Annotated in this window: 17 protein-coding genes; 8 read left to right on the forward strand and 9 right to left on the reverse strand. The window is 53.7% G+C overall.

The features are described 5' to 3' along the window. Positions 1-10: 10 nt before the first annotated feature. From F7231_RS14025 to aroQ, 4 genes are read right to left on the reverse strand one after another with little or no spacing between them, the layout of a single operon-like run. Positions 11-478, reverse strand: a complete 468-nt coding sequence (locus tag F7231_RS14025; RefSeq protein WP_166692318.1) for a pyrophosphohydrolase domain-containing protein — start codon at positions 476-478, stop codon at positions 11-13. 31 nt (positions 479-509) lie between these two features. Next, positions 510-1,088 (reverse strand): MarC family protein, encoded by a 579-nt coding sequence (locus F7231_RS14030; RefSeq protein WP_085413289.1) that lies wholly within the window; start codon positions 1,086-1,088, stop codon positions 510-512. A gap of 52 nt (positions 1,089-1,140) precedes the next feature. Beyond that, complete coding sequence (locus F7231_RS14035) at positions 1,141-2,175, reverse strand: aminotransferase class V-fold PLP-dependent enzyme (protein WP_166692319.1); 1,035 nt, start codon at positions 2,173-2,175, stop codon at positions 1,141-1,143. Positions 2,176-2,195: 20 nt separating this feature from the next. Further along, positions 2,196-2,615, reverse strand: a complete 420-nt coding sequence (gene aroQ / locus F7231_RS14040) for a type II 3-dehydroquinate dehydratase (protein WP_166692320.1) — start codon at positions 2,613-2,615, stop codon at positions 2,196-2,198. Positions 2,616-2,712: 97 nt separating this feature from the next. Between aroQ and xerD the strand changes: the two genes are divergently transcribed. Next, a complete protein-coding gene (xerD, locus tag F7231_RS14045; RefSeq protein WP_166692375.1) occupies positions 2,713-3,615 on the forward strand; it encodes a site-specific tyrosine recombinase XerD in 903 nt (300 codons plus the stop codon). A gap of 103 nt (positions 3,616-3,718) precedes the next feature. Here xerD and F7231_RS14050 read toward each other — a convergent pair whose 3' ends face one another. Next, complete coding sequence (locus tag F7231_RS14050) at positions 3,719-4,246, reverse strand: DUF8685 domain-containing protein (protein ID WP_166692321.1); 528 nt, start codon at positions 4,244-4,246, stop codon at positions 3,719-3,721. A 182-nt stretch (positions 4,247-4,428) separates the two neighbouring features. On the opposite strand from F7231_RS14050, the gene F7231_RS14055 reads away from it, so the two are divergent. Next, a complete protein-coding gene (locus tag F7231_RS14055) occupies positions 4,429-5,604 on the forward strand; it encodes an aminotransferase class V-fold PLP-dependent enzyme (RefSeq protein WP_166692322.1) in 1,176 nt (391 codons plus the stop codon). 89 nt (positions 5,605-5,693) lie between these two features. Here F7231_RS14055 and F7231_RS14060 read toward each other — a convergent pair whose 3' ends face one another. The 3 genes from F7231_RS14060 to F7231_RS14070 all read right to left on the reverse strand — a co-directional run bounded on the left by F7231_RS14060 (position 5,694) and on the right by F7231_RS14070 (position 7,257). Then, positions 5,694-5,894 carry a hypothetical protein gene (locus F7231_RS14060; protein WP_085413284.1) on the reverse strand — a complete coding sequence of 67 codons (201 nt, stop codon included), beginning with the start codon at positions 5,892-5,894 and terminating at the stop codon, positions 5,694-5,696. Continuing rightward, a complete protein-coding gene (locus F7231_RS14065; RefSeq protein ID WP_085413283.1) occupies positions 5,891-6,394 on the reverse strand; it encodes a SixA phosphatase family protein in 504 nt (167 codons plus the stop codon). Before F7231_RS14065 ends, F7231_RS14060 begins: the two co-directional genes overlap by 4 nt. 68 nt (positions 6,395-6,462) lie before the next feature. After that, complete coding sequence (locus tag F7231_RS14070) at positions 6,463-7,257, reverse strand: 3-keto-disaccharide hydrolase (protein ID WP_166692323.1); 795 nt, start codon at positions 7,255-7,257, stop codon at positions 6,463-6,465. Positions 7,258-7,414: 157 nt separating this feature from the next. Here F7231_RS14070 and F7231_RS14075 point away from each other — a divergent pair, with 157 nt between their 5' ends. Both F7231_RS14075 and F7231_RS14080 read left to right on the forward strand, forming a co-directional pair. Then, positions 7,415-9,280 (forward strand): 3-keto-alpha-glucoside-1,2-lyase-like domain-containing protein, encoded by a 1,866-nt coding sequence (locus tag F7231_RS14075; RefSeq protein ID WP_166692324.1) that lies wholly within the window; start codon positions 7,415-7,417, stop codon positions 9,278-9,280. Positions 9,281-9,286: 6 nt separating this feature from the next. Further along, positions 9,287-11,308, forward strand: coding sequence for a c-type cytochrome (locus F7231_RS14080; RefSeq protein WP_166692325.1), 2,022 nt, complete (start codon positions 9,287-9,289; stop codon positions 11,306-11,308). An 84-nt stretch (positions 11,309-11,392) separates the two neighbouring features. Here F7231_RS14080 and F7231_RS14085 read toward each other — a convergent pair whose 3' ends face one another. Next, positions 11,393-12,559: a sensor histidine kinase gene (locus tag F7231_RS14085; protein ID WP_166692326.1), complete on the reverse strand. Its 1,167-nt coding sequence runs from the start codon at positions 12,557-12,559 to the stop codon at positions 11,393-11,395. Positions 12,560-12,845: 286 nt separating this feature from the next. On the opposite strand from F7231_RS14085, the gene F7231_RS14090 reads away from it, so the two are divergent. The 4 genes from F7231_RS14090 to F7231_RS14105 all read left to right on the forward strand — a co-directional run bounded on the left by F7231_RS14090 (position 12,846) and on the right by F7231_RS14105 (position 17,538). Continuing rightward, positions 12,846-15,326, forward strand: a complete 2,481-nt coding sequence (locus F7231_RS14090; protein WP_166692327.1) for a S9 family peptidase — start codon at positions 12,846-12,848, stop codon at positions 15,324-15,326. 116 nt (positions 15,327-15,442) lie between these two features. Continuing rightward, positions 15,443-16,213 carry an MBL fold metallo-hydrolase gene (locus F7231_RS14095; RefSeq protein WP_085413277.1) on the forward strand — a complete coding sequence of 257 codons (771 nt, stop codon included), beginning with the start codon at positions 15,443-15,445 and terminating at the stop codon, positions 16,211-16,213. A 129-nt stretch (positions 16,214-16,342) separates the two neighbouring features. Beyond that, the gene (locus F7231_RS14100; protein ID WP_085413276.1) at positions 16,343-16,525 is read left to right on the forward strand and encodes a hypothetical protein; all 183 of its coding nucleotides are present in this window, start codon (positions 16,343-16,345) and stop codon (positions 16,523-16,525) included. Positions 16,526-16,698: 173 nt separating this feature from the next. Next, positions 16,699-17,538, forward strand: a complete 840-nt coding sequence (locus F7231_RS14105) for a DUF2911 domain-containing protein (protein ID WP_085413275.1) — start codon at positions 16,699-16,701, stop codon at positions 17,536-17,538. Positions 17,539-17,591 lie beyond the last annotated feature (53 nt).

Below are 17,591 nucleotides of genomic sequence, written 5' to 3' on the forward strand. Positions count from 1 at the left end.
GGGGCGAAGTTTATGCCTGTACAATAGACGCCAGATCGGCTGGCGAATAATTAACGCTTTTCAGGGTCTTGTGGTCGGCGTCGCGGTAAACGAGGTATTTTCCGTCCGATTCAACAAAGTGGCAGGCAACGCCTTTGGCGGTATACTGCGCAACGGTCGCCTCGGCTTCCGCAACGGTCAGGCAGGCTTTGCTCATGTTCGACCGCTGCACTTCGCTGAACAGCGCATTGAATTTTTCGCCCAGACCAAACTCCAGCACCGCGCCCGACAAAACGTACTGCAGGTCGCAAAGCGCATCGGCAATTTCTACAATGTTCTCCTCAGCAATGGCCTGCCGCAGTTCATCCAGTTCCTCGGCCAGCAAGGAGATACGCAGCCCACAACGGGCATCAGACGGAATTTGGGGTGAATCGAGAACAGGCGCGTGGAAGGTACGGTGGAATTCAGCCACGGCATTTAATGAATCGGGAGACGTCATACAGGTAGGTGTCGTCGGCACAGCCGGGACCTTAAAAAGTAGTTGGTAATAAATTCGTTTTAATGAGTTTAATGGCAATGGCCAGCAGGATGATACCGAATATTTTTCGGAGCACATCCAGCCCGCCAGGGCCAATTCGGTCTTCGAGCCACTCCGACGAGCGCAGCACTACGTAGATCAACATCAGGTTCAGCACAATGCCAACCAGAATATTAACCGTCTGGTATTCGGCGCGTAGTGAGATAAGCGTTGTTAACGTACCTGCCCCGGCAATGAGCGGAAAGGCAATGGGCACAATATGCGTAGCACCACCCGACTCAATTTCTGATTTAAATATGGTTCGCCCCAGAATCATCTCAAGGCCGATCAAAAAGATGATCAGGGCACCGGCTACCGCAAAGGAAGCCACGTCGACCCCAAACAGCTTCAGAATACGTTCGCCCACAAACAGGAAAACGACCATCAGCACACCGGAGACAAGGGTGGCCCGCTCCGACTCGATCTTTCCCGTTTTCTTGCGAAGGTCGATCAACACCGGCAGTGATCCGAGAATATCAATGACAGAAAACAGGATGAGGGTGACGGAAATGATTTCTTTGAAAACTAGCATGGTGTGTAGTAACGCCGAAGCTCCAGCTTCAGTGGTCAAGGCTAATGATACACTACCGAAGCTGGAGCTTCGGCGTTACTCCGCGCAAAAATTCTTTCAGTGCCTCAATTTCATCGTCGGTGATGGCCGGAAAATTGGCAATGCGGAAGGTCGTATTTTTCCAGTCGCCGTACCCGTTGCCGAGCAATAAGCCTGCCTCCTTGGCCGCTTTTTTCACCGCACCAATGGCCGTTTCCGACCCTTCGATAGCAATTACCGTGTCGGATCGGAGCGACGGGTCATTCACAAGCAGCTGAAACGGCGAGTCGGTCATTTCGCGCTCCACGAAGCGATACCAGGCAGCGGCACGGCGCTTTGTCAGCGCATCAACGGCTGCGATGGGTGGTACTTGCTCCATCACGCGTTTCAGCAGGTAGATACCCAGGCCATTGGGCGTGTAGGGCGTCTGAAATTTCGCGAAGTTTTCGTGCAGGAACAACAGGCTGTTGTAGTGCGCATTCTCGCCAATTTCTTTTGCCCGTTGCAGGGCGCGCGGCGAATAAATAAACACCGCCAGACCAGCCGGCAAGCCAAAACACTTTTGCACAGACGCAAACCAGACGTCGGCCAGCAGCCAGTCGAACGCGATACCCGCCATCGACGAAACGGCATCGACAGCAATCAGCGCATCGGGAAAATCACGGCGGAAGTCGGCCAGCACCGACATACGTACCTGCGTGCCGTTCGAGGTTTCATTCTGCACGATACACAACACATCTGCCTCGTCGGGCTGGTGCATGGGTTTCAGCCGGTGGGCGTACTCCAGCCACTTTTTGCCAAACGCACCGCTATAGGGATGCAGACTCGTTTGCTGCGTAAGCGACTGAGCCACAATCTCCCAGCACTCCGTAGCCGACGATACCAGCGCGATGTGGTACGCGTCAGGTACGTTCAGTTGCTCCCGCACGGCCCGGATCGCCCCTTCGGTGATGGCCATAAATTCCGGGCTGCGGTGGTTCATACTCACAATACCCGACCGGCACGCTTCGGCAGCATAGTCGGCCACTTGCGGGTAAATCTTCGACGGACCAGGATAGAAGGTTATCATAGTAAACAGAGAGCGGAATCTTACCCTAGTAATGCCCTGATTGCCAACTCGTACCCTTGTAGCCCGAGGCCCAGAATAACGCCTTTGCACTTGGCCGACAGGTAGCTGTGGTGGCGGTACGACTCGCGGGCGTGTACGTTGCTGATATGCACTTCAATGGCGGGAGCCGTAACGGCCGAGAGCGCGTCGGCCAGGGCGATGGACGTGTGCGTGTAGGCTCCGGCGTTAATGACGATGCCGTTGACCTCGAAACCCAGCTCGTGAATTTTGTCGATCAGCTCCCCTTCGTGATTTGATTGAAAGTAACGCAACTGCACGTCGGGAAACAGCGCCTCAACAGTTTTAAGGTAGTCGAGAAACGTTTGACTACCATAAATATGCGGTTCGCGCTTGCCCAGCAAATTCAGGTTTGGGCCGTTTATAATCAAAATTTGAGTCATGGCTGTTGTGCTGTATCTGCCGCAAAGTAAGGTAGCCAGCGTCGATTATTCACCAAACGGCGGTTGTTTCGGGCCGGCGAGCGACTTTTGCAGAACCATGTGGGAACGATATAGTAACGCCTTTAAAAATTACATGCGGCTCGAACGGTCGCTCTCCGAAAACTCCATTGATGCTTATCTGCACGACGTGGCGCATTTACACGAGTACCTCCAGCTCACCCATCCAGACGTTGGGCCGTTGCAGGTACATGAAGGTCACATCTCGGGGTTTTTACAGTACATCGGCGAGCTGGGCCTGGTGGCTCACAGCCAGGCGCGGATGCTATCGGGTGTAAAGGCATTCTTCAAGTACCTACTGCTCGAAAACCTGATTCAGCACGACCCCGCCCACCGAATTGAAGGACCGAAACTGGGCCGTAAGCTACCCGATACCCTCAGCTTTCCTGAAATTGAGCAGTTGCTCGCCGCTATCGACCTGTCGACGCCCGCCGGTCCCCGCGACCGGGCGGCACTGGAGGTGCTCTACAGTTCCGGCCTGCGCGTATCCGAACTGCTCGATCTTAAACTAACCGACTGTTACTTTGAATCGGGCTTTGTGCGGGTGATCGGCAAAGGCAACAAAGCCCGTCTGGTACCCATTGGTGGCGATGCCATCAAGTACACGACGATGTACGTAGACCATACCCGAAGCCAGATTGCTATTCGGAAAGGTGACGAAGACACGTTATTCCTGAATCGGCGGGGCACCAAACTGTCACGCATTACCATTTTCACCACCATCAAAACGCTGGCGGCTACGGCGGGTATCACCAAAACGATTAGCCCGCATACCTTCCGGCACTCCTTCGCCACGCACCTGATCGAAGGCGGTGCCGATCTGCGCGCCGTGCAGCAGATGCTTGGTCACGAGTCTATTACCACGACCGAAATCTACACCCACCTCGACCGCGACTACCTGAAACAAACCTTGACTGATTTTCACCCCAGGGGAAAAAGATGATTCCTAGTTTGGGGGTTGATGTTTGTTGTTGCCTCGCTAAATCCCCGTCTGGTTAATAAGCAGAGCACCCTCAAACAACAAACATCAACCATCAAACCAGTAATCACACATCTACCTTTTCGCCGACAAAGGCCTGTTCGGGTTGTTTAAAGAGAAGGTTGAACGAGGTCAGGCTGCCGTAGATACGGGTGATGTATTGCTGGATATTTACTTTCTCCTCGTCGTTGAGGGCGCTGGCATTAACGCGCTGCTCGAGTACGCGGAGCCGGTCGCGCACCATCACGATCTTGTGGAAGAAGGCATCGATAGGCATTTCTTTGCTGGCCAGGTCGGTCCGGCCGGGTTTCATAATCAGCTTCCCTCCTTTCCATTTATCGCCCAGCGGTACAATTTCGTTGAGGCCGCCCCACTTCTGCAACACCCGCGACAAGGCCTGCTCTACATCGAAGAGGCTCACCAGATCACCGTCGGGCTCAATGGCCTCGATCACGTCGAACGGGGCCGTAAACGCGATGACTTTCACGCCTTCGTCCATGAAGGTGACCGTGTAGCCGTTGGTTTTCAGGTTAATAATTACCCCGTGACCAAATTCGGGGTGCCGGAGACGGGAGCCAATGCCGAGGAGTTGCATGTGTTTCAGTTTGGGTTATGATGGGTACGCTGATTTACCGGAGTTAAGTTGATTTACGCTGATGTTTAGGCTTACACAGAAGCGTTCAATTGGGACCAACCGTATCAATTGACAGCCAAAACCCCTTTAATCAGCGTACCGTCCATCACGCCAAAACTGTGCCAAATGCGTAATTTCAGGGCATGATTCAGCAACAACCCGATCTTCTCTGTCAGCGTAGTCAGTACACGTACCCAGCCGACGCACATTACCTCAACTGCGCTACCCGCGCCCCTCTCAGCCAAACCGTAACACAGGCTGGTCTCGAGGCCATTCAACAGCAAACCAACCCGATGGGGCTTACACCCGACGATTTTTTCAGCGGGGGCGTCGTGGTGCGTCAACTGTTTGCGCAGCTCATCAACCAGCCCGACCCAGATCGGGTCGCCATTGTGCCGTCTATCTCGTACGGTATGGCCGTGGTGGCCCGCAACCTCCCCAACAAGCCGGGGCTAAAAGCCGGGCAGCGTATTGTCCTGACCGGTGGCGAATTTCCGTCTGATGTATACGCCTGGGACCGGGTACGTGTCAGCCAGCAACTGGTCATTCACACCGTTGAGATGCCCGGTGAACCACCCGCCGCCGACGCCTGGAACGAGGCAATCCTGACCGCCATTACGCCCGATACAGCGCTGGTTGTGGTACCAATGATCCACTGGATGTACGGCACCCGCTTCAACCTGGAAGCCATTGGCAAACGCTGCCGCGAGGTGGGTGCGTGGCTGGCCGTTGATGGGACACAGAGTGTCGGGGCAATGCCCTTCGACTGGCAACGTGTTCAGCCCGACGCCCTTGTTTGCGCCAGCTACAAATGGCTGATGGGTCCCTACTCGATGGGATTGGCCTGCTACGGCCCTGCGTTCGATGAGGGGATTCCGCTGGAAGAAGCGTGGATGAACCGGCTCAACAGCAATCAGTTTCACCGGTTGGCTGAGTACCAACCCGTTTATCGCCCCGGTGCGTATCGCTACAACATGGGCGAGCATACCAATTTTTCGCAGATGCCAATGATGGAGGCGGCGCTTCGCCAGGTGCTCGATTACCAGCCCGAACGTATTCAGCAGTACTGCCGGAACCTGATGGCCGATGCCCTACCTGAACTGGAGGCGCTGGGCTACCGCATTGAACCCGAGTCGGGGCGCGGTCATCATTTGCTGGGGGTTTGGGTACCTGCCCAGACCGACCCGATGGCACTCTCACGGGCGCTACTAACCAAAAACGTGTCTGTCTCGGCACGGGCTCAGGCTATCCGGATATCGCCCAACGTGTACAATTCTGAGGCCGACGTGCAGGCCCTGCTGGAGGCGGTCAGGAAGTAAACGTTTTGAGTTTTAAGTTTCAGGTGGCGCTGCCAGCCCACAATCAATCTAACTAGCAGCGCCACTTGAAACCTGAGACACTTACCTTCCTATTTCCCCAACGAATCGAGGCCGGTGGTATCGATGAGGAGGGTTTTATCTTCGACGCGGTTCCCCGGCAGCGCGCGCGACGCCTGCTTCTTTTTATTCCAGGGAGCGGTGGTGCGGCTGGCCATATCGACCGTCAGCATCACGACGAGCAGGGTAAAAGCCAAAAAAACGACAATAAAAATGCGGCGATTCCGGTTCATTGTTTCAGGAGTTCTTTAGGCGTAACGTAGAACGACAGGAAACCCGTTCGGCCTGATATCTCAGCCCAGCGCAGATTTTCGAACGTAATAGCGACTACACTCCCTTTGCTCATTGAGCCGACATCCTGATGAGTCAGGTACTCCGAGAAGTACGATACATCGGGGTTATGCCCGAATAGCATCACCGATTCACAACTGTCTGGCAGGTTGTTTATGGCAGCCAGATACGCTTTGGGGCCACCTTCATACAGCTTCTCATCCAGTTCGATTGTATCGGGGTTTACACCCGCCTGTTCGGCAATGACTTTAGCCGTGTCTTTGGCCCGATGTGCCGTACTGCTGATAAACTGGTCAGCCACAATGCCTTTCTCTGCCAGATAGCGTCCTACGCGCGCTGCCGCCATGATACCTTCGGGCAGCAGTTCACGGTCATGGTCGTTCAAGAAACTGGCCCGGTCTTCAGCCTTGGCGTGCCGAACAACGTATAAAGTACGCTTCATAAGTTAAGGTCAATTAGCAACGGATCACGACCAGTTATTAATGTCGATAACTGGTCGTGATCCGTTGGTTACAGTTCTCTGATCCAGATATTGCGGAAGCCAACCGGGTTGCCGTGATCCTGAAGCAGAATGGGGCCTGCTCCATGTGGTTCCATAGTTGGGTAACCGATGTAATCAGTGTTGCCTTTGATGGCAGTGTGATTTTGGACGACAATTCCGTTCAGCAATACCGTAACGTACCCAGGCTCGGCCAGAATGCCACTTTTGTTGAATCTGGGAGCCTGATAAACGATATCGTAGGTCTGCCATTCGCCTGGCTTACGGCTAGGGTTTGCCAGCGGGATTGCCTGCTTGTATACAGAACCGACCTGACCATTAGAATACGTTGGGTTCTCGTAGTTGTCGAGCACCTGAATCTCGTAGTAGCCCTGCAAAAATACACCACTATTGCCACGGCCCTGGCTTTTCCCTTCGGGCTTTTCCGGGGTGCGGAATTCAATATGCAATTGGAAGTTCTCGAACTCACGTTTCGTGCGGGCATACGAACCCAGGGTCGAGTACATGGCACCGTCTTTAACTGCCCACTTCAACGGACCCAGGTTGGTTGACTTCCAGTCTTTCGAGACGTGGCTTTTCACAGAGACCCACTCATCGGTGCTTTTCCCGTCAAACAGCACAATAGCGTCCGAAGGGGCCGTCAGGCCGGAAGCAGATGGCGACATTGCTCCTGGTGTAACAATTGGAGGAACGGGTGTCCAGGTTTCAGTTGATTCAGGGGTTTGCTTGGGAGGCTGTTGTGCCTGGGCAAAAGCGAAACCGGCAGTTAGTAGGAGGAACGCAAAAGTCGACGTTAATTTTTTCATGATTCAATAAAGGTATGACTCAAATATAGGGGCCTTCCAGGTAAAAGAAAACGTTCTGTTTTCTTACCCACTCAGCGGGTAATTCGCGTAAAGTCATTTTTCAAACGATATAGCTTGTATTTTTAAGGCGCTTATTAGTAGTTAATCAACTCTTTTCATGCGTATAGCATCTACTCTGGCCCTGTCTCTTGGCAGTTGCCTGTTTAGTAGTCTGGCTCTTTCCCAACCAGCTACTAAACTACCTCTCAACGATTTAAGCGCCTTCCGAACCCCTGTTTCGGGCAACTGGCGCACCGCTGCTGATGTAATGGCAGATTTAACAAAGCCCAACGCCCTGCAAACAAAACCAGCTTCGGCAGGGGCAGCGGGTAGTATTTTGGTCTGTATTCCAGCCGGTCAGCCAGGTAGCCAGCATAACCTGCTGACTACCCTCGAGCATGGCGATGTAGACCTTGAGCTGGATTTTATGATGGCCAAAGGGTCAAATTCCGGCGTGTTCCTGCAGGGCCGGTACGAAATTCAGCTGTTCGACAGTTGGGGCGTTACAACACCCAGGTCGTCGGATGTAGGGGCGGTTTACGAACGCTGGGATGATAGCCGGCCCGAGGGCAAGAAGGGCTACGAAGGTCACCCCGCCCGCCAGAACGCCGGTAAAGCACCGGGGCTGTGGCAACATCTAAAAGTTGCGTTCCAGGCACCCCGATTCGACGCCAGTGGCAAAAAGACAGAGAACGCCCGAATCCTGCGCGCCGAGTTGAACGGCGTACTGATTCACGAGAACCTGGAACTGACAGGCCCAACACGTGGCCCTATCAACGCCAACGAAGCGGCCCGTGGCCCACTGGTTTTCCAGGGCGATCACGGTGCGGTAGCTATTCGCAACATCACCTATACGTCCTACGACAAGAGCAAGCCTCGGCTGAGCAACCTGTCGTATGCCTTATATAAGGGTAATTTTAAAGATGAGGCGTCGTTTGGCGGCACCCCACCCGAAGCGAAAGGCCCTGTTTCGGCCCTGACGACCGGTATTACCCGCCTGACAAACGATTTCGCCGTTAAATACACAGGTACGTTGCACGTTGATGATCCGGGTGAGTACACCTTTGCCATGAGCACAGCCAATGGTGCGGGACAAATCAAGATCAATAACCAGCCACTCAGCCAGTGGGGGCTCCGCAACAACACGGGTAAGATGACACTGCCCGCCGGTGACCTACCGTTTGAGGCGACATACAGCAAAATTTACGGCGGCGGTACACCCGATTTTCAGATCGCCGTCAGCGGTCCCGGCATCCGTCAGTTTATGTTGACGCCAACAGCTATCAGTGAAGGCGGTGACACCGACCCAATTCTGGTTACGGCCGAGACCAATACTATTCTTCGTAGTTTCATGGACCTGCCCCGCACACGAAATGAGCGTGGCAGAGCGTATCGGGTTACGCATGGTATCTCGGTAGGTAGCCCGCAACAGGTGCATTACACTTACGATGCCGACAATGGCAGTGTGGTACAGGTTTGGCGCGGTATGTTCCTCGACGCCACACCAATGTGGGAAAACCGGGGCGATGGCTCATCACGGCCGATGGGCGCAGTAAATTACTTGGGTGGTAAGCCACAACTCACGGTTGCCCGGCTGGCCTCACCACAAGCTGCCTGGCCAACCGACACAACCGGCAGCGGTTTCCGGCCTAAGGGTTATCAGCTCGACAATAACGACCAGCCAACTTTCCGGTACATGATGGCATCCGCAACGGTTGAAGACCAGATTCAGGCATTACCCGACGGACACGGTATCCGCCGCCAGTTGTCGGTTACGCAGCCAGGCGCAGGGCTGTATGCCCGGCTGGCCTCAGGTACGTCCATTGAGCAAATGCCCAACAACACGTACCTGATCGATGGCAAAGCCTACATGATTGAATTGGCTGATGCAAGTGGCAGCAAGCCCATTATCCGGACCAGCAATGGCGCCCAGGAACTGATTGTCCCTGTTACGGGCAAACTGACTTACTCGATTCTCTTCTAATCAGTTATGAAAAAGATACAACAATACCTCCTGCTTGCTGCGCTGGCCCTTCCTACGGCGGTTTGGGCGCAGGAATCCCCTAAAGAGGAAGACTTTTTCCGGATCACAAAAGTGTCGGCTCCTGAAGGAACGCTGCTTGAAGTAGGCGGCTTAGCCATGCTGCCAAATGGCAACTTAGGCATTTCAACGCGTCGGGGCGATATTTTTATCGTTGAAAACCCAACCAGCCGGCGGCCCTTCTTCCGCAAGTTTGCGTCAGGTCTCCACGAAGTACTGGGCCTGGTTTACAAGGATGGTTCGCTGTATTGCGCCCAGCGCGGTGAACTCACCAAACTGACCGACACCAACAACGACGGCAAAGCCGACCTGTTTGAAACGGTATACGCCTGGCCGTTGTCAGGACACTATCACGAATACAGTTTTGGCCCTAAAATTGCCCCCGACGGTACGTTCTTCGTAACGGGCAACGTGGCTTTTGGCGATGAAGAATGGTGGCGTGGCGAAAGCCGGGTGCCCTGGCGCGGATGGACAATGAAGATCTCCGAGAATGGACAGATGCAGCCCTGGGCTACAGGTATGCGCTCTCCGGCCGGACAGGGCATGATCGACGGGGAGTTCTTCTACGCCGACAATCAGGGCGACTGGCAGGGGTCGGGTGGTGTTGTGCACGTAAAAAAGGGGGCGTTTACCGGTCACCCGGCTGGTCTGCGCTGGACTGGCATGCCCAACTCACCGCTCAAGCTGACTGCTGAGCAGTTCTATGCTAAGATTGACATTCGCCAAAACCGCGATGCCAATGGCCGGATGATCAAGCCTGAAAACGTAGTCAACGAAACACCTGACCTCCTGTTTAAGGTAAAAGAAACCTTCCCGGACATTCAGACCCCGGCGGTTTGGTTACCCCACGGTGTGCTGGGCATCTCCAACTCAGAGATTGTAACCATTCCTACTGGTGCTTTCGGCCCATTCTCAGGTCAGCAGTTGGTGGGAGACCAGGGTATGAGCAAGATTTCGCGGGTGATGCTCGAGAAGGTAAATGGCGAGTACCAGGGCGCGGCTATCGAGTTCCGGTCAGGATTTCGGTCGGGCGTGATGCGGATGGTTTTTGCACCGGACGGATCATTGTTCGTAGGCGAAACAAACCGGGGCTGGGGATCAGCCGGCGATGCCAATGAAGGACTGCAACGCCTTGTCTGGAACAACAACACGCCTTTTGAAATGCGTACGGTGAAAGCTATGCCCGACGGTTTTGAAGTGGAGTTTACCAAGCCAGTGACCAAGGTATCGGCCGAGGATCTGGCGTCGTATTCCGTCGAGAGCTTCATCTACAAGTACCACCCGGTGTACGGCAGCCCTACGATCAACAAAGAGAAGCACACGATCAAAGGCATCAAACTGTCAGACGATGGCATGCGGGCACGCGTGGTGGTCGACAACCTGCGCAAAAACTACATTCACCAGCTGACCCTCGACGGGGTACGTTCGGAAGATGGTTCGTACTCGCTTGTTCACCCCATCGCCTATTACACCCTGAACAATATTCCGGAGGGGCAGAAACTGGCCGTATCGGAGTTGAGCGTGAAGAACTCAGCAGCCAAAGCAACGGCTACGCCAACAGCCAAACCGGCGGCGGGCAAACCCACAAAAGCCGGCGTGAAAGGCAAGCCTGCCCTGCAAATGGGCCAGGCCGTTACCCTGGCCAAAGCGCCGACGTTTGCTGAAGTAAAAGGCCTGCTGTCGAAGCACACTTGTCTGGCCTGCCACAACGCTGAAAAACGGCAAGTTGGTCCGGCTTACAAAGACGTGGCCAAACGCGGGTATACCAATGATCAGCTTGTGGAGTTGATCTACAACCCCAAGCCAAGCAACTGGCCCGACTACGCCACCGAGATGCCTCCAATGCCGCAGGTTCCCAAGGCTGACGCGCTGAAAATCGCCGCCTGGATCAACTCGCTGGCACCATCTGGCAAAGGCACGCCAGGTACGTTGGTTAGTCCCGACGGACCGAGAACCCAGCCTAAGCCGTAAATGGTTAGTCACAAAAAAAGCCTTCCCGCATACGTGGGAAGGCTTTTTTTGTGACTAACATCTGCTGTTGCCTGTTACATACCGCTACTTCTTATGATTTACCAGCGCGTCTGCTTCGGCAAAGTGGTGCAGCGTTTTAATGACCTTTGGTAACGTGAAATAAAACGTGGTACCTTCTCCCGGAGTGCTTTCAAGCCATATATCACCTCCATACATCGTCACTACTTTTTTGCAGGTGGCCAGACCAATGCCTGTACCGGAATATTGATTTCGTCCGTGGAGCCGCTGAAAAAGCTGAAATACGCGGTCGAAATATTGAGGCTCTATGCCAATACCATTATCGCTGATGGAAAACTGGTACTTTGTTCGATCGTCAACAGCACGGATACTCAATTTAGGCGCTACGCCCTGGCGGCGGTATTTAATGCCGTTCGAAATCAGGTTCTGAAATACCTGTTTAATGTCAGTACGGTGCCCCATGATCGTGGGCAGAGGGCTGATCTCGGTCGTTGCGCTGACCGCCTGCATATCAGATTGCAGTTCAACCATAATTTCGGCAACCAGATCGTTAAGGTCGAGCGGCGTAAGCGCTACCTCACTACCCACACGTGAAAACTCCAGTAGATCGTTGATTAACTCCCGCATCCGCACCGCAGCCGACGTAGATACATCAATCAACCGGCGGGCATCAGGATCAAGTTTTTCCCCATGCTGGGCCTCGAGCAGGCTGAGGTAATTGGCAATCGTTTTGAGCGGTGACTGCAGGTCGTGCGAAGCAATGTAGGCAAACTGCTGTAGTTCTTCGTTCGACCGGGTTAGCTCCTGCATGGCCAGTTGCCGGTATGAAAGTTCACGGTCATACTCTTTTGACGTGCGCAGACCAACCGCTTCGTTGAAGTAGCGGATCAGGGCGATGACGGTCAAGACAGAGACAACGCCTGTCATGAAGCGAACCAACGCCGCAATCCGGTAGGCAGGATACCAGAACATCATGGCATCGAGCAGGTGCGTGAGACCGCAAAGCATAATAAACGCCCCAAATAGCCAAAATACCCCGGCAAGTGGCACGCCCTTTTTTATCATAATGAAACGAATCAACACAAGCGGAATAGCCATATAAGCCAGCCAGATTGTGAGGTCCGAAATGATGTACAGCCAGCCATGAAAGTCTGACCAAGTGCCACAGTACCAGCGGGGTGGCCAATCACTCGTATCGGTTAGCCGCCGAAAAAAATCGTAAAACTGTTCCATTCTTTACTGCTTGTTACACAACGTAAAGGATATATAGGCTCGCCAGCCAGGTCAGCCCGTTCGATGGCGTTGGTCAACGAACTGGGTTTTGCTTTATCCCATCCTGTGATATTTACACTGCAAGCTACTAAAGTAAGTGCTCAGATTAGCTACCTGGTGTATGTGTCTAAAAACAGAAAGTAGTCATAAACAGGCAATTTTACGCGCTTACTACCAGCACAGTAGCTCATCTGAATAGCATTTGTCGCTACTTTTGGGTAATCAACCTTTTTAAAACGGCATCAACATGGTAATCAGTTATTTTCGCTTGCTCTGTACGTCTGTCTGTCTAACGCTGTCGGTGTCAGTTACAGTCGCTCAGGATGCACTCACGTACCAAACTCCACCCAAAGCACTGGCGGATCTGGTTACGGTTCCACCAACGCCCGGCGTTAGTCTGACGTCAAAAGGCGACCAGATGTTGATTCTGGAGCGGTCGTCGTCTCCTTCTATCGCCGAGCTGGCCCAGCCAGAACTTAAGTTGGCTGGTCTGCGCCTAAACCCAGCAAACAACGGCCCCAGCCGTGCCTCGTATATCACCGGTTTACGCCTCAAAAAACTTCCGGGTGGCACAGAAATAGCCGTAAAAGGACTGCCTGCCTCGCCACTGATCTCCTTCGTCCAGTGGTCGCCCGACGAAACCAAATTCGCCTTTGCCGTATCGAGCGATTCCAAGATTGAACTCTATGTGGCTGATGTAGCCACCGCCACGGCTACCCGCTTGACAGACAAAGCGCTGAATGCTACGTTTGGTGGTGCCTTCCGGTGGACCTCAGACAGCAAGAGCCTGATTGCGAAACTGATTCCCGACGGACGGGCCACCGCGCCAGCTGCCAATCTTGTTCCTGTTGGCCCAACGATGCAGGACAACAGCAGCGGAAAGCGGGGGCAGGCACCAACCTATCAGGATTTGCTCAAAAACCCATCCGACGAGAAGCAGTTCACGTACTTCACCACCTCACAGGTCGCCCGTGTTGGCTTGGATGGTACAGTTCAGCCAATTGGTCAGCCTGGTATCATTGCTACCGCGTCGCCTTCGCCCGACGGTAAGTTTGTGATGATCGAAACCGTACATACGCCGTTCTCTTACCTGGTTCCCGTTTATCGGTTCCCCGTTCGAACCGATGTGTTTGCCATTGGCGGTCAACTGGTGAAAACACTGAACGACGGCCCCCTGCAGGAAAGCGTTCCCTACAGCTCGGATGGTGCCCCAAGCGGCCCGCGTGATTTCGAATGGCGCGACGATGCCCCCGCCTCTATCTACTACACCGTAGCGCTCGACAAAGGCGACCCGAAAGTGAAGGCCGACGTACGCGACCGGGTGTTTCTGGTAGACGCTCCGTTTATGGCTGAGCCCAAGCCCATTTATGATGCTACGTTCCGTTTTACGGGCTTCACCTGGGGTAATGGCTCAACGGCTATGGCTACTGAACGCTGGTGGCAAACGCGTAAGATCATTACGAAACTGGTGAACCCATCGGCCAATTTTGCGGCCACCGTGCTCTTCGATCGTTCGTCGGAAGACCGTTACGGTAACCCCGGCACACCCGACACCAAGCCCAACCAATATGGCCGCGATGTGCTGAACATCCTACCCAACAACGATATCATGCTGATTAATGCGCAGGGTGCCTCGCCCGAAGGTGACCGGCCATTCGTCAGTGTAATGAATCTGGTATCGAAAAAGATTACCCCCCTGTGGCGGTCAGAGGCACCGGTATTCGAGCGTCCGATTGCCGTGCTTGACGCCGCTACCGGTGTGATCATGACTACCCGTGAAACGCCCGATGAGAACCCGAACTACTTTATCCGGAATCTGAAGAAGCGCATTGCCCCCGTTCAGGTCACCAGCTTCCCACACCCGTACCCTCAACTGAAGGGCATTACCAAGCAGCAGCTGCGCTACAAGCGGAACGATGGCGTTGACCTTACGGCCACGCTGTATTTACCGGTTGGCTATAAAAAGACGGACGGTCCGCTACCCACGTTTTTGTGGGCTTATCCAGCTGAATTCAAGAGCAAAGAAGCCGCCAGTCAGGCGCAGGGTTCACCCTATCAGTTCAACCGCATTGCGGCTATGGGCGGTGCTGTTTTCGCTACAATGGGTTACGCTGTTCTCGATAACGCCAGCATTCCGATTGTTGGTGAAGGTGACAAAGAGCCGAACGATTCGTATGTCGAGCAACTCGTTGCCAGTGCCAAAGCGGCCATCGACGAAGGGGTTCGGCTAGGTGTTGTCGATGCCAGCAAGGTAGGTGTGGGTGGCCACTCTTATGGCGCCTTCATGACGGCTAACTTACTTACGCACAGTAACCTGTTTAAAGCCGGTATTGCCCGCAGTGGTGCCTATAACCGCACGCTCACGCCCTTCGGTTTTCAGAATGAGCAGCGCAGCTACTGGCAGGCTCCCGATGTATACAACAAGATGTCGCCCTTCATGAATGCCGACAAAATGAAGACGCCGCTGTTGCTGGTACATGGCGAGGCCGACAACAACACAGGTACGTTCCCGATCCAGTCTGAGCGCTATTACAACGCCCTGAAAGGCTTCGGTGCCACTACCCGGCTGGTATTCCTGCCGTACGAGTCGCACGGATACGCCGCTAAAGAGTCATTGCTGCACATGCTGTGGGAAATGAACGGCTGGATGGACAAGTACGTCAAAAATACCCCCGCCCCCACCGCAGGGACGGGCGCTGCTCCCGCTAAAATGTCGGGCGGCAAGTAGCGTAGTAGCTGGTTTTTCAGCGAACGAATTCGAGTAATTCTTGGCTATTTAGTCGGAGGGTTGCCTGGTTACGCCAGCCGACCTTTCAACTAAATAGCCTTTTTTAGTACGACCCTATGCCCCTTTACATTACCTCGTTGAATTCTGGCAGTAACGGCAACTGCTATTATGTTGGCAATGACCAGGAAGCCGTGCTGATCGACGCTGGCTTATCGTGCCGGCAAACGGAGGTACGGATGCAGCGCCTGGGCCTCTCTCTGCACTCGGTGAAGGCCATTTTCGTCTCGCATGAACACAGCGATCACATCAGCGGACTAGCCCAACTGTCGGGAAAATACCAGATTCCGGTATATATCACGGCTCAAACCCTGCGCTCGACCCGCCTCCTGCCCGCTCGCTTTCCGCTTCGGGTGCTGACCACCTATGAGCCCGTCGAGGTAGGTGAGTTACGCGTCACGGCATTTCCGAAACAGCACGACGCCGTTGATCCTCACAGTTTTCTGGTTGAGGGGCAAGAAACGAAAGTGGGCGTTTTCACCGATATCGGCACCGCCTGCGACCACGTTGTTCGGCATTTCAGTCAATGCCACGCGGTATTTCTGGAGGCCAATTATGACGAAGATTTGCTGGCCAACGGCCGATACCCTGCCTTTTTGAAACAGCGAATCCGGGGCGATCAGGGGCACTTGTCGAATCAGCAGGCGCTGGCGTTGCTGAAAGCGCACAAACCACCGTTTATGAGCCACGTGCTGCTGGCGCACCTTTCGAAAGATAACAATAGCCCGGTAGTCGCCCGCGATCTGTTTCTCCCGCACATGGACAATACCGAACTCATCGTCGCTTCTCGTTTTGCCGAAACTCCGATTTATACTGTACAGGCCAATTAGTTATACGTTGCCGCGTTGATAACCTGCATCATACGTTGAACCAGTTACTAGGACTTAGCCTGAATAGTAAACAGATTGTGTACTTCGCTGTTTCACCTTCAGTTTCATCCTATATCAATCACTCAACGTATGAATATCAAACGAGTTTTCGGCGTCATCCTGACACTTCTTGGCCTGGTTGGCCTTATTCTTGGCGGTAAAGACCTCATGGCAGGCGGCGTAGCGCAGGCCTCCCTGGTGTACCTGGTTTTAGGTGGAATCTTCTTTTTCACCGGTATCAGCCTGATTCGCACGACTGGCGATACCGCCTAGTTTTACCCAGACAAGCTTTTTTCCTGCTTATATCCGACTGGTAAACGATGCGCTGAAAATAAAATCGGCGCTGATTAAACCTACTAGTCTATCGTCTTGTCAAAGCCCGGTTAGCCGGGCTTTTTTTGTTAATATTCGTCGTAAACTTGCTGTCTGTTATTATCGAATCTACCATGTACAAACTCATTCTCACCACACTTCTGTCGACTTGCCTGACAGTGGGCTATGCCCAGATCGATTTACCCGCCGCCAGTCCCTCTGCCACCGTTATTCAACAGGTAGGGCTGGGCACTGTTTCGGTGGACTATGGCCGGCCTTCGCTAAAAGGCCGGACCATGTTTGGCGACCGCGTTCCCTACGGAAAAGTGTGGCGCACCGGAGCCAACAAGATTACCAACATCACGCTGTCTGAAACCATGACCCTCAACGGCAAGGCATTGTCGGCGGGTACGTATGGCCTCTATTCGATTCCCAACACCGACTCGTTCACCTTTATTATCAACAAAGACGCGAAAGCCTGGGGAGCGTACGATTACAAGGAAGTAAATGACGTAATCCGGCTGGTGGTCCGGCCAGAGCGATCGATTATGAAGACCGAAACGCTGACGTTTGAGTTTGTCGACATCACCCCTACGTCGGCAACGCTTCAGGTACGTTGGGATGAACTGGTGGCCCGCCTGCCTATTTCAAATGACGCCGACAACCGGGTAATGGCGCAGATCAAAGAGAAAACAGCCTCACCAACGGCGTCGACTGATACCTTTTTTGGGGCCGCCAATTACTACCTCGATACCAACCGCGACCTGAAGCAGGCGTTGGTTTGGGCCAACAAGGTGGTTGAGCGGAGCACGGAATATTATACTTACCACCTCCGGGCCAAAATTGAGGCAAAACTGGGCAATTGCAAAGCCGCCCGCGCTGATGCACAGATGTCGCTCGATCTGGCCAAAAAAGCTGGTGATGACGCTTATATCAAGAATAACGAGAAGATTCTGGACGATTGTAAGTTGTAACTTCCACTTCGTTCTACGAAAAAGCAGCCTCCTGGTAGAGGCTGCTTTTTTTA

This window comes from Fibrivirga algicola (assembly GCF_011742925.1).
Classification (GTDB): domain Bacteria; phylum Bacteroidota; class Bacteroidia; order Cytophagales; family Spirosomataceae; genus Fibrella; species Fibrella algicola.

What these genes read in the sequence shown, in the direction of transcription:
- F7231_RS14050 (WP_166692321.1), bottom strand. Translation starts at nt 4,246, where the DNA reads ATGCAACTCCTCGGCATTGGCTCCCGTCTCCGGCACCCCGAATTTGGT.
- F7231_RS14065 (WP_085413283.1), bottom strand. Translation starts at nt 6,394, where the DNA reads ATGAAGCGTACTTTATACGTTGTTCGGCACGCCAAGGCTGAAGACCGG.
- F7231_RS14100 (WP_085413276.1), top strand. Translation starts at nt 16,343, where the DNA reads ATGAATATCAAACGAGTTTTCGGCGTCATCCTGACACTTCTTGGCCTG.
- F7231_RS14055 (WP_166692322.1), top strand. Translation starts at nt 4,429, where the DNA reads ATGATTCAGCAACAACCCGATCTTCTCTGTCAGCGTAGTCAGTACACG.
- F7231_RS14025 (WP_166692318.1), bottom strand. Translation starts at nt 478, where the DNA reads ATGACGTCTCCCGATTCATTAAATGCCGTGGCTGAATTCCACCGTACC.
- F7231_RS14080 (WP_166692325.1), top strand. Translation starts at nt 9,287, where the DNA reads ATGAAAAAGATACAACAATACCTCCTGCTTGCTGCGCTGGCCCTTCCT.
- F7231_RS14030 (WP_085413289.1), bottom strand. Translation starts at nt 1,088, where the DNA reads ATGCTAGTTTTCAAAGAAATCATTTCCGTCACCCTCATCCTGTTTTCT.
- F7231_RS14060 (WP_085413284.1), bottom strand. Translation starts at nt 5,894, where the DNA reads ATGAACCGGAATCGCCGCATTTTTATTGTCGTTTTTTTGGCTTTTACC.
- F7231_RS14085 (WP_166692326.1), bottom strand. Translation starts at nt 12,559, where the DNA reads ATGGAACAGTTTTACGATTTTTTTCGGCGGCTAACCGATACGAGTGAT.
- F7231_RS14035 (WP_166692319.1), bottom strand. Translation starts at nt 2,175, where the DNA reads ATGATAACCTTCTATCCTGGTCCGTCGAAGATTTACCCGCAAGTGGCC.
- F7231_RS14075 (WP_166692324.1), top strand. Translation starts at nt 7,415, where the DNA reads ATGCGTATAGCATCTACTCTGGCCCTGTCTCTTGGCAGTTGCCTGTTT.
- F7231_RS14070 (WP_166692323.1), bottom strand. Translation starts at nt 7,257, where the DNA reads ATGAAAAAATTAACGTCGACTTTTGCGTTCCTCCTACTAACTGCCGGT.
- F7231_RS14090 (WP_166692327.1), top strand. Translation starts at nt 12,846, where the DNA reads ATGGTAATCAGTTATTTTCGCTTGCTCTGTACGTCTGTCTGTCTAACG.
- F7231_RS14105 (WP_085413275.1), top strand. Translation starts at nt 16,699, where the DNA reads ATGTACAAACTCATTCTCACCACACTTCTGTCGACTTGCCTGACAGTG.
- xerD (WP_166692375.1), top strand. Translation starts at nt 2,713, where the DNA reads ATGTGGGAACGATATAGTAACGCCTTTAAAAATTACATGCGGCTCGAA.
- F7231_RS14095 (WP_085413277.1), top strand. Translation starts at nt 15,443, where the DNA reads ATGCCCCTTTACATTACCTCGTTGAATTCTGGCAGTAACGGCAACTGC.
- aroQ (WP_166692320.1), bottom strand. Translation starts at nt 2,615, where the DNA reads ATGACTCAAATTTTGATTATAAACGGCCCAAACCTGAATTTGCTGGGC.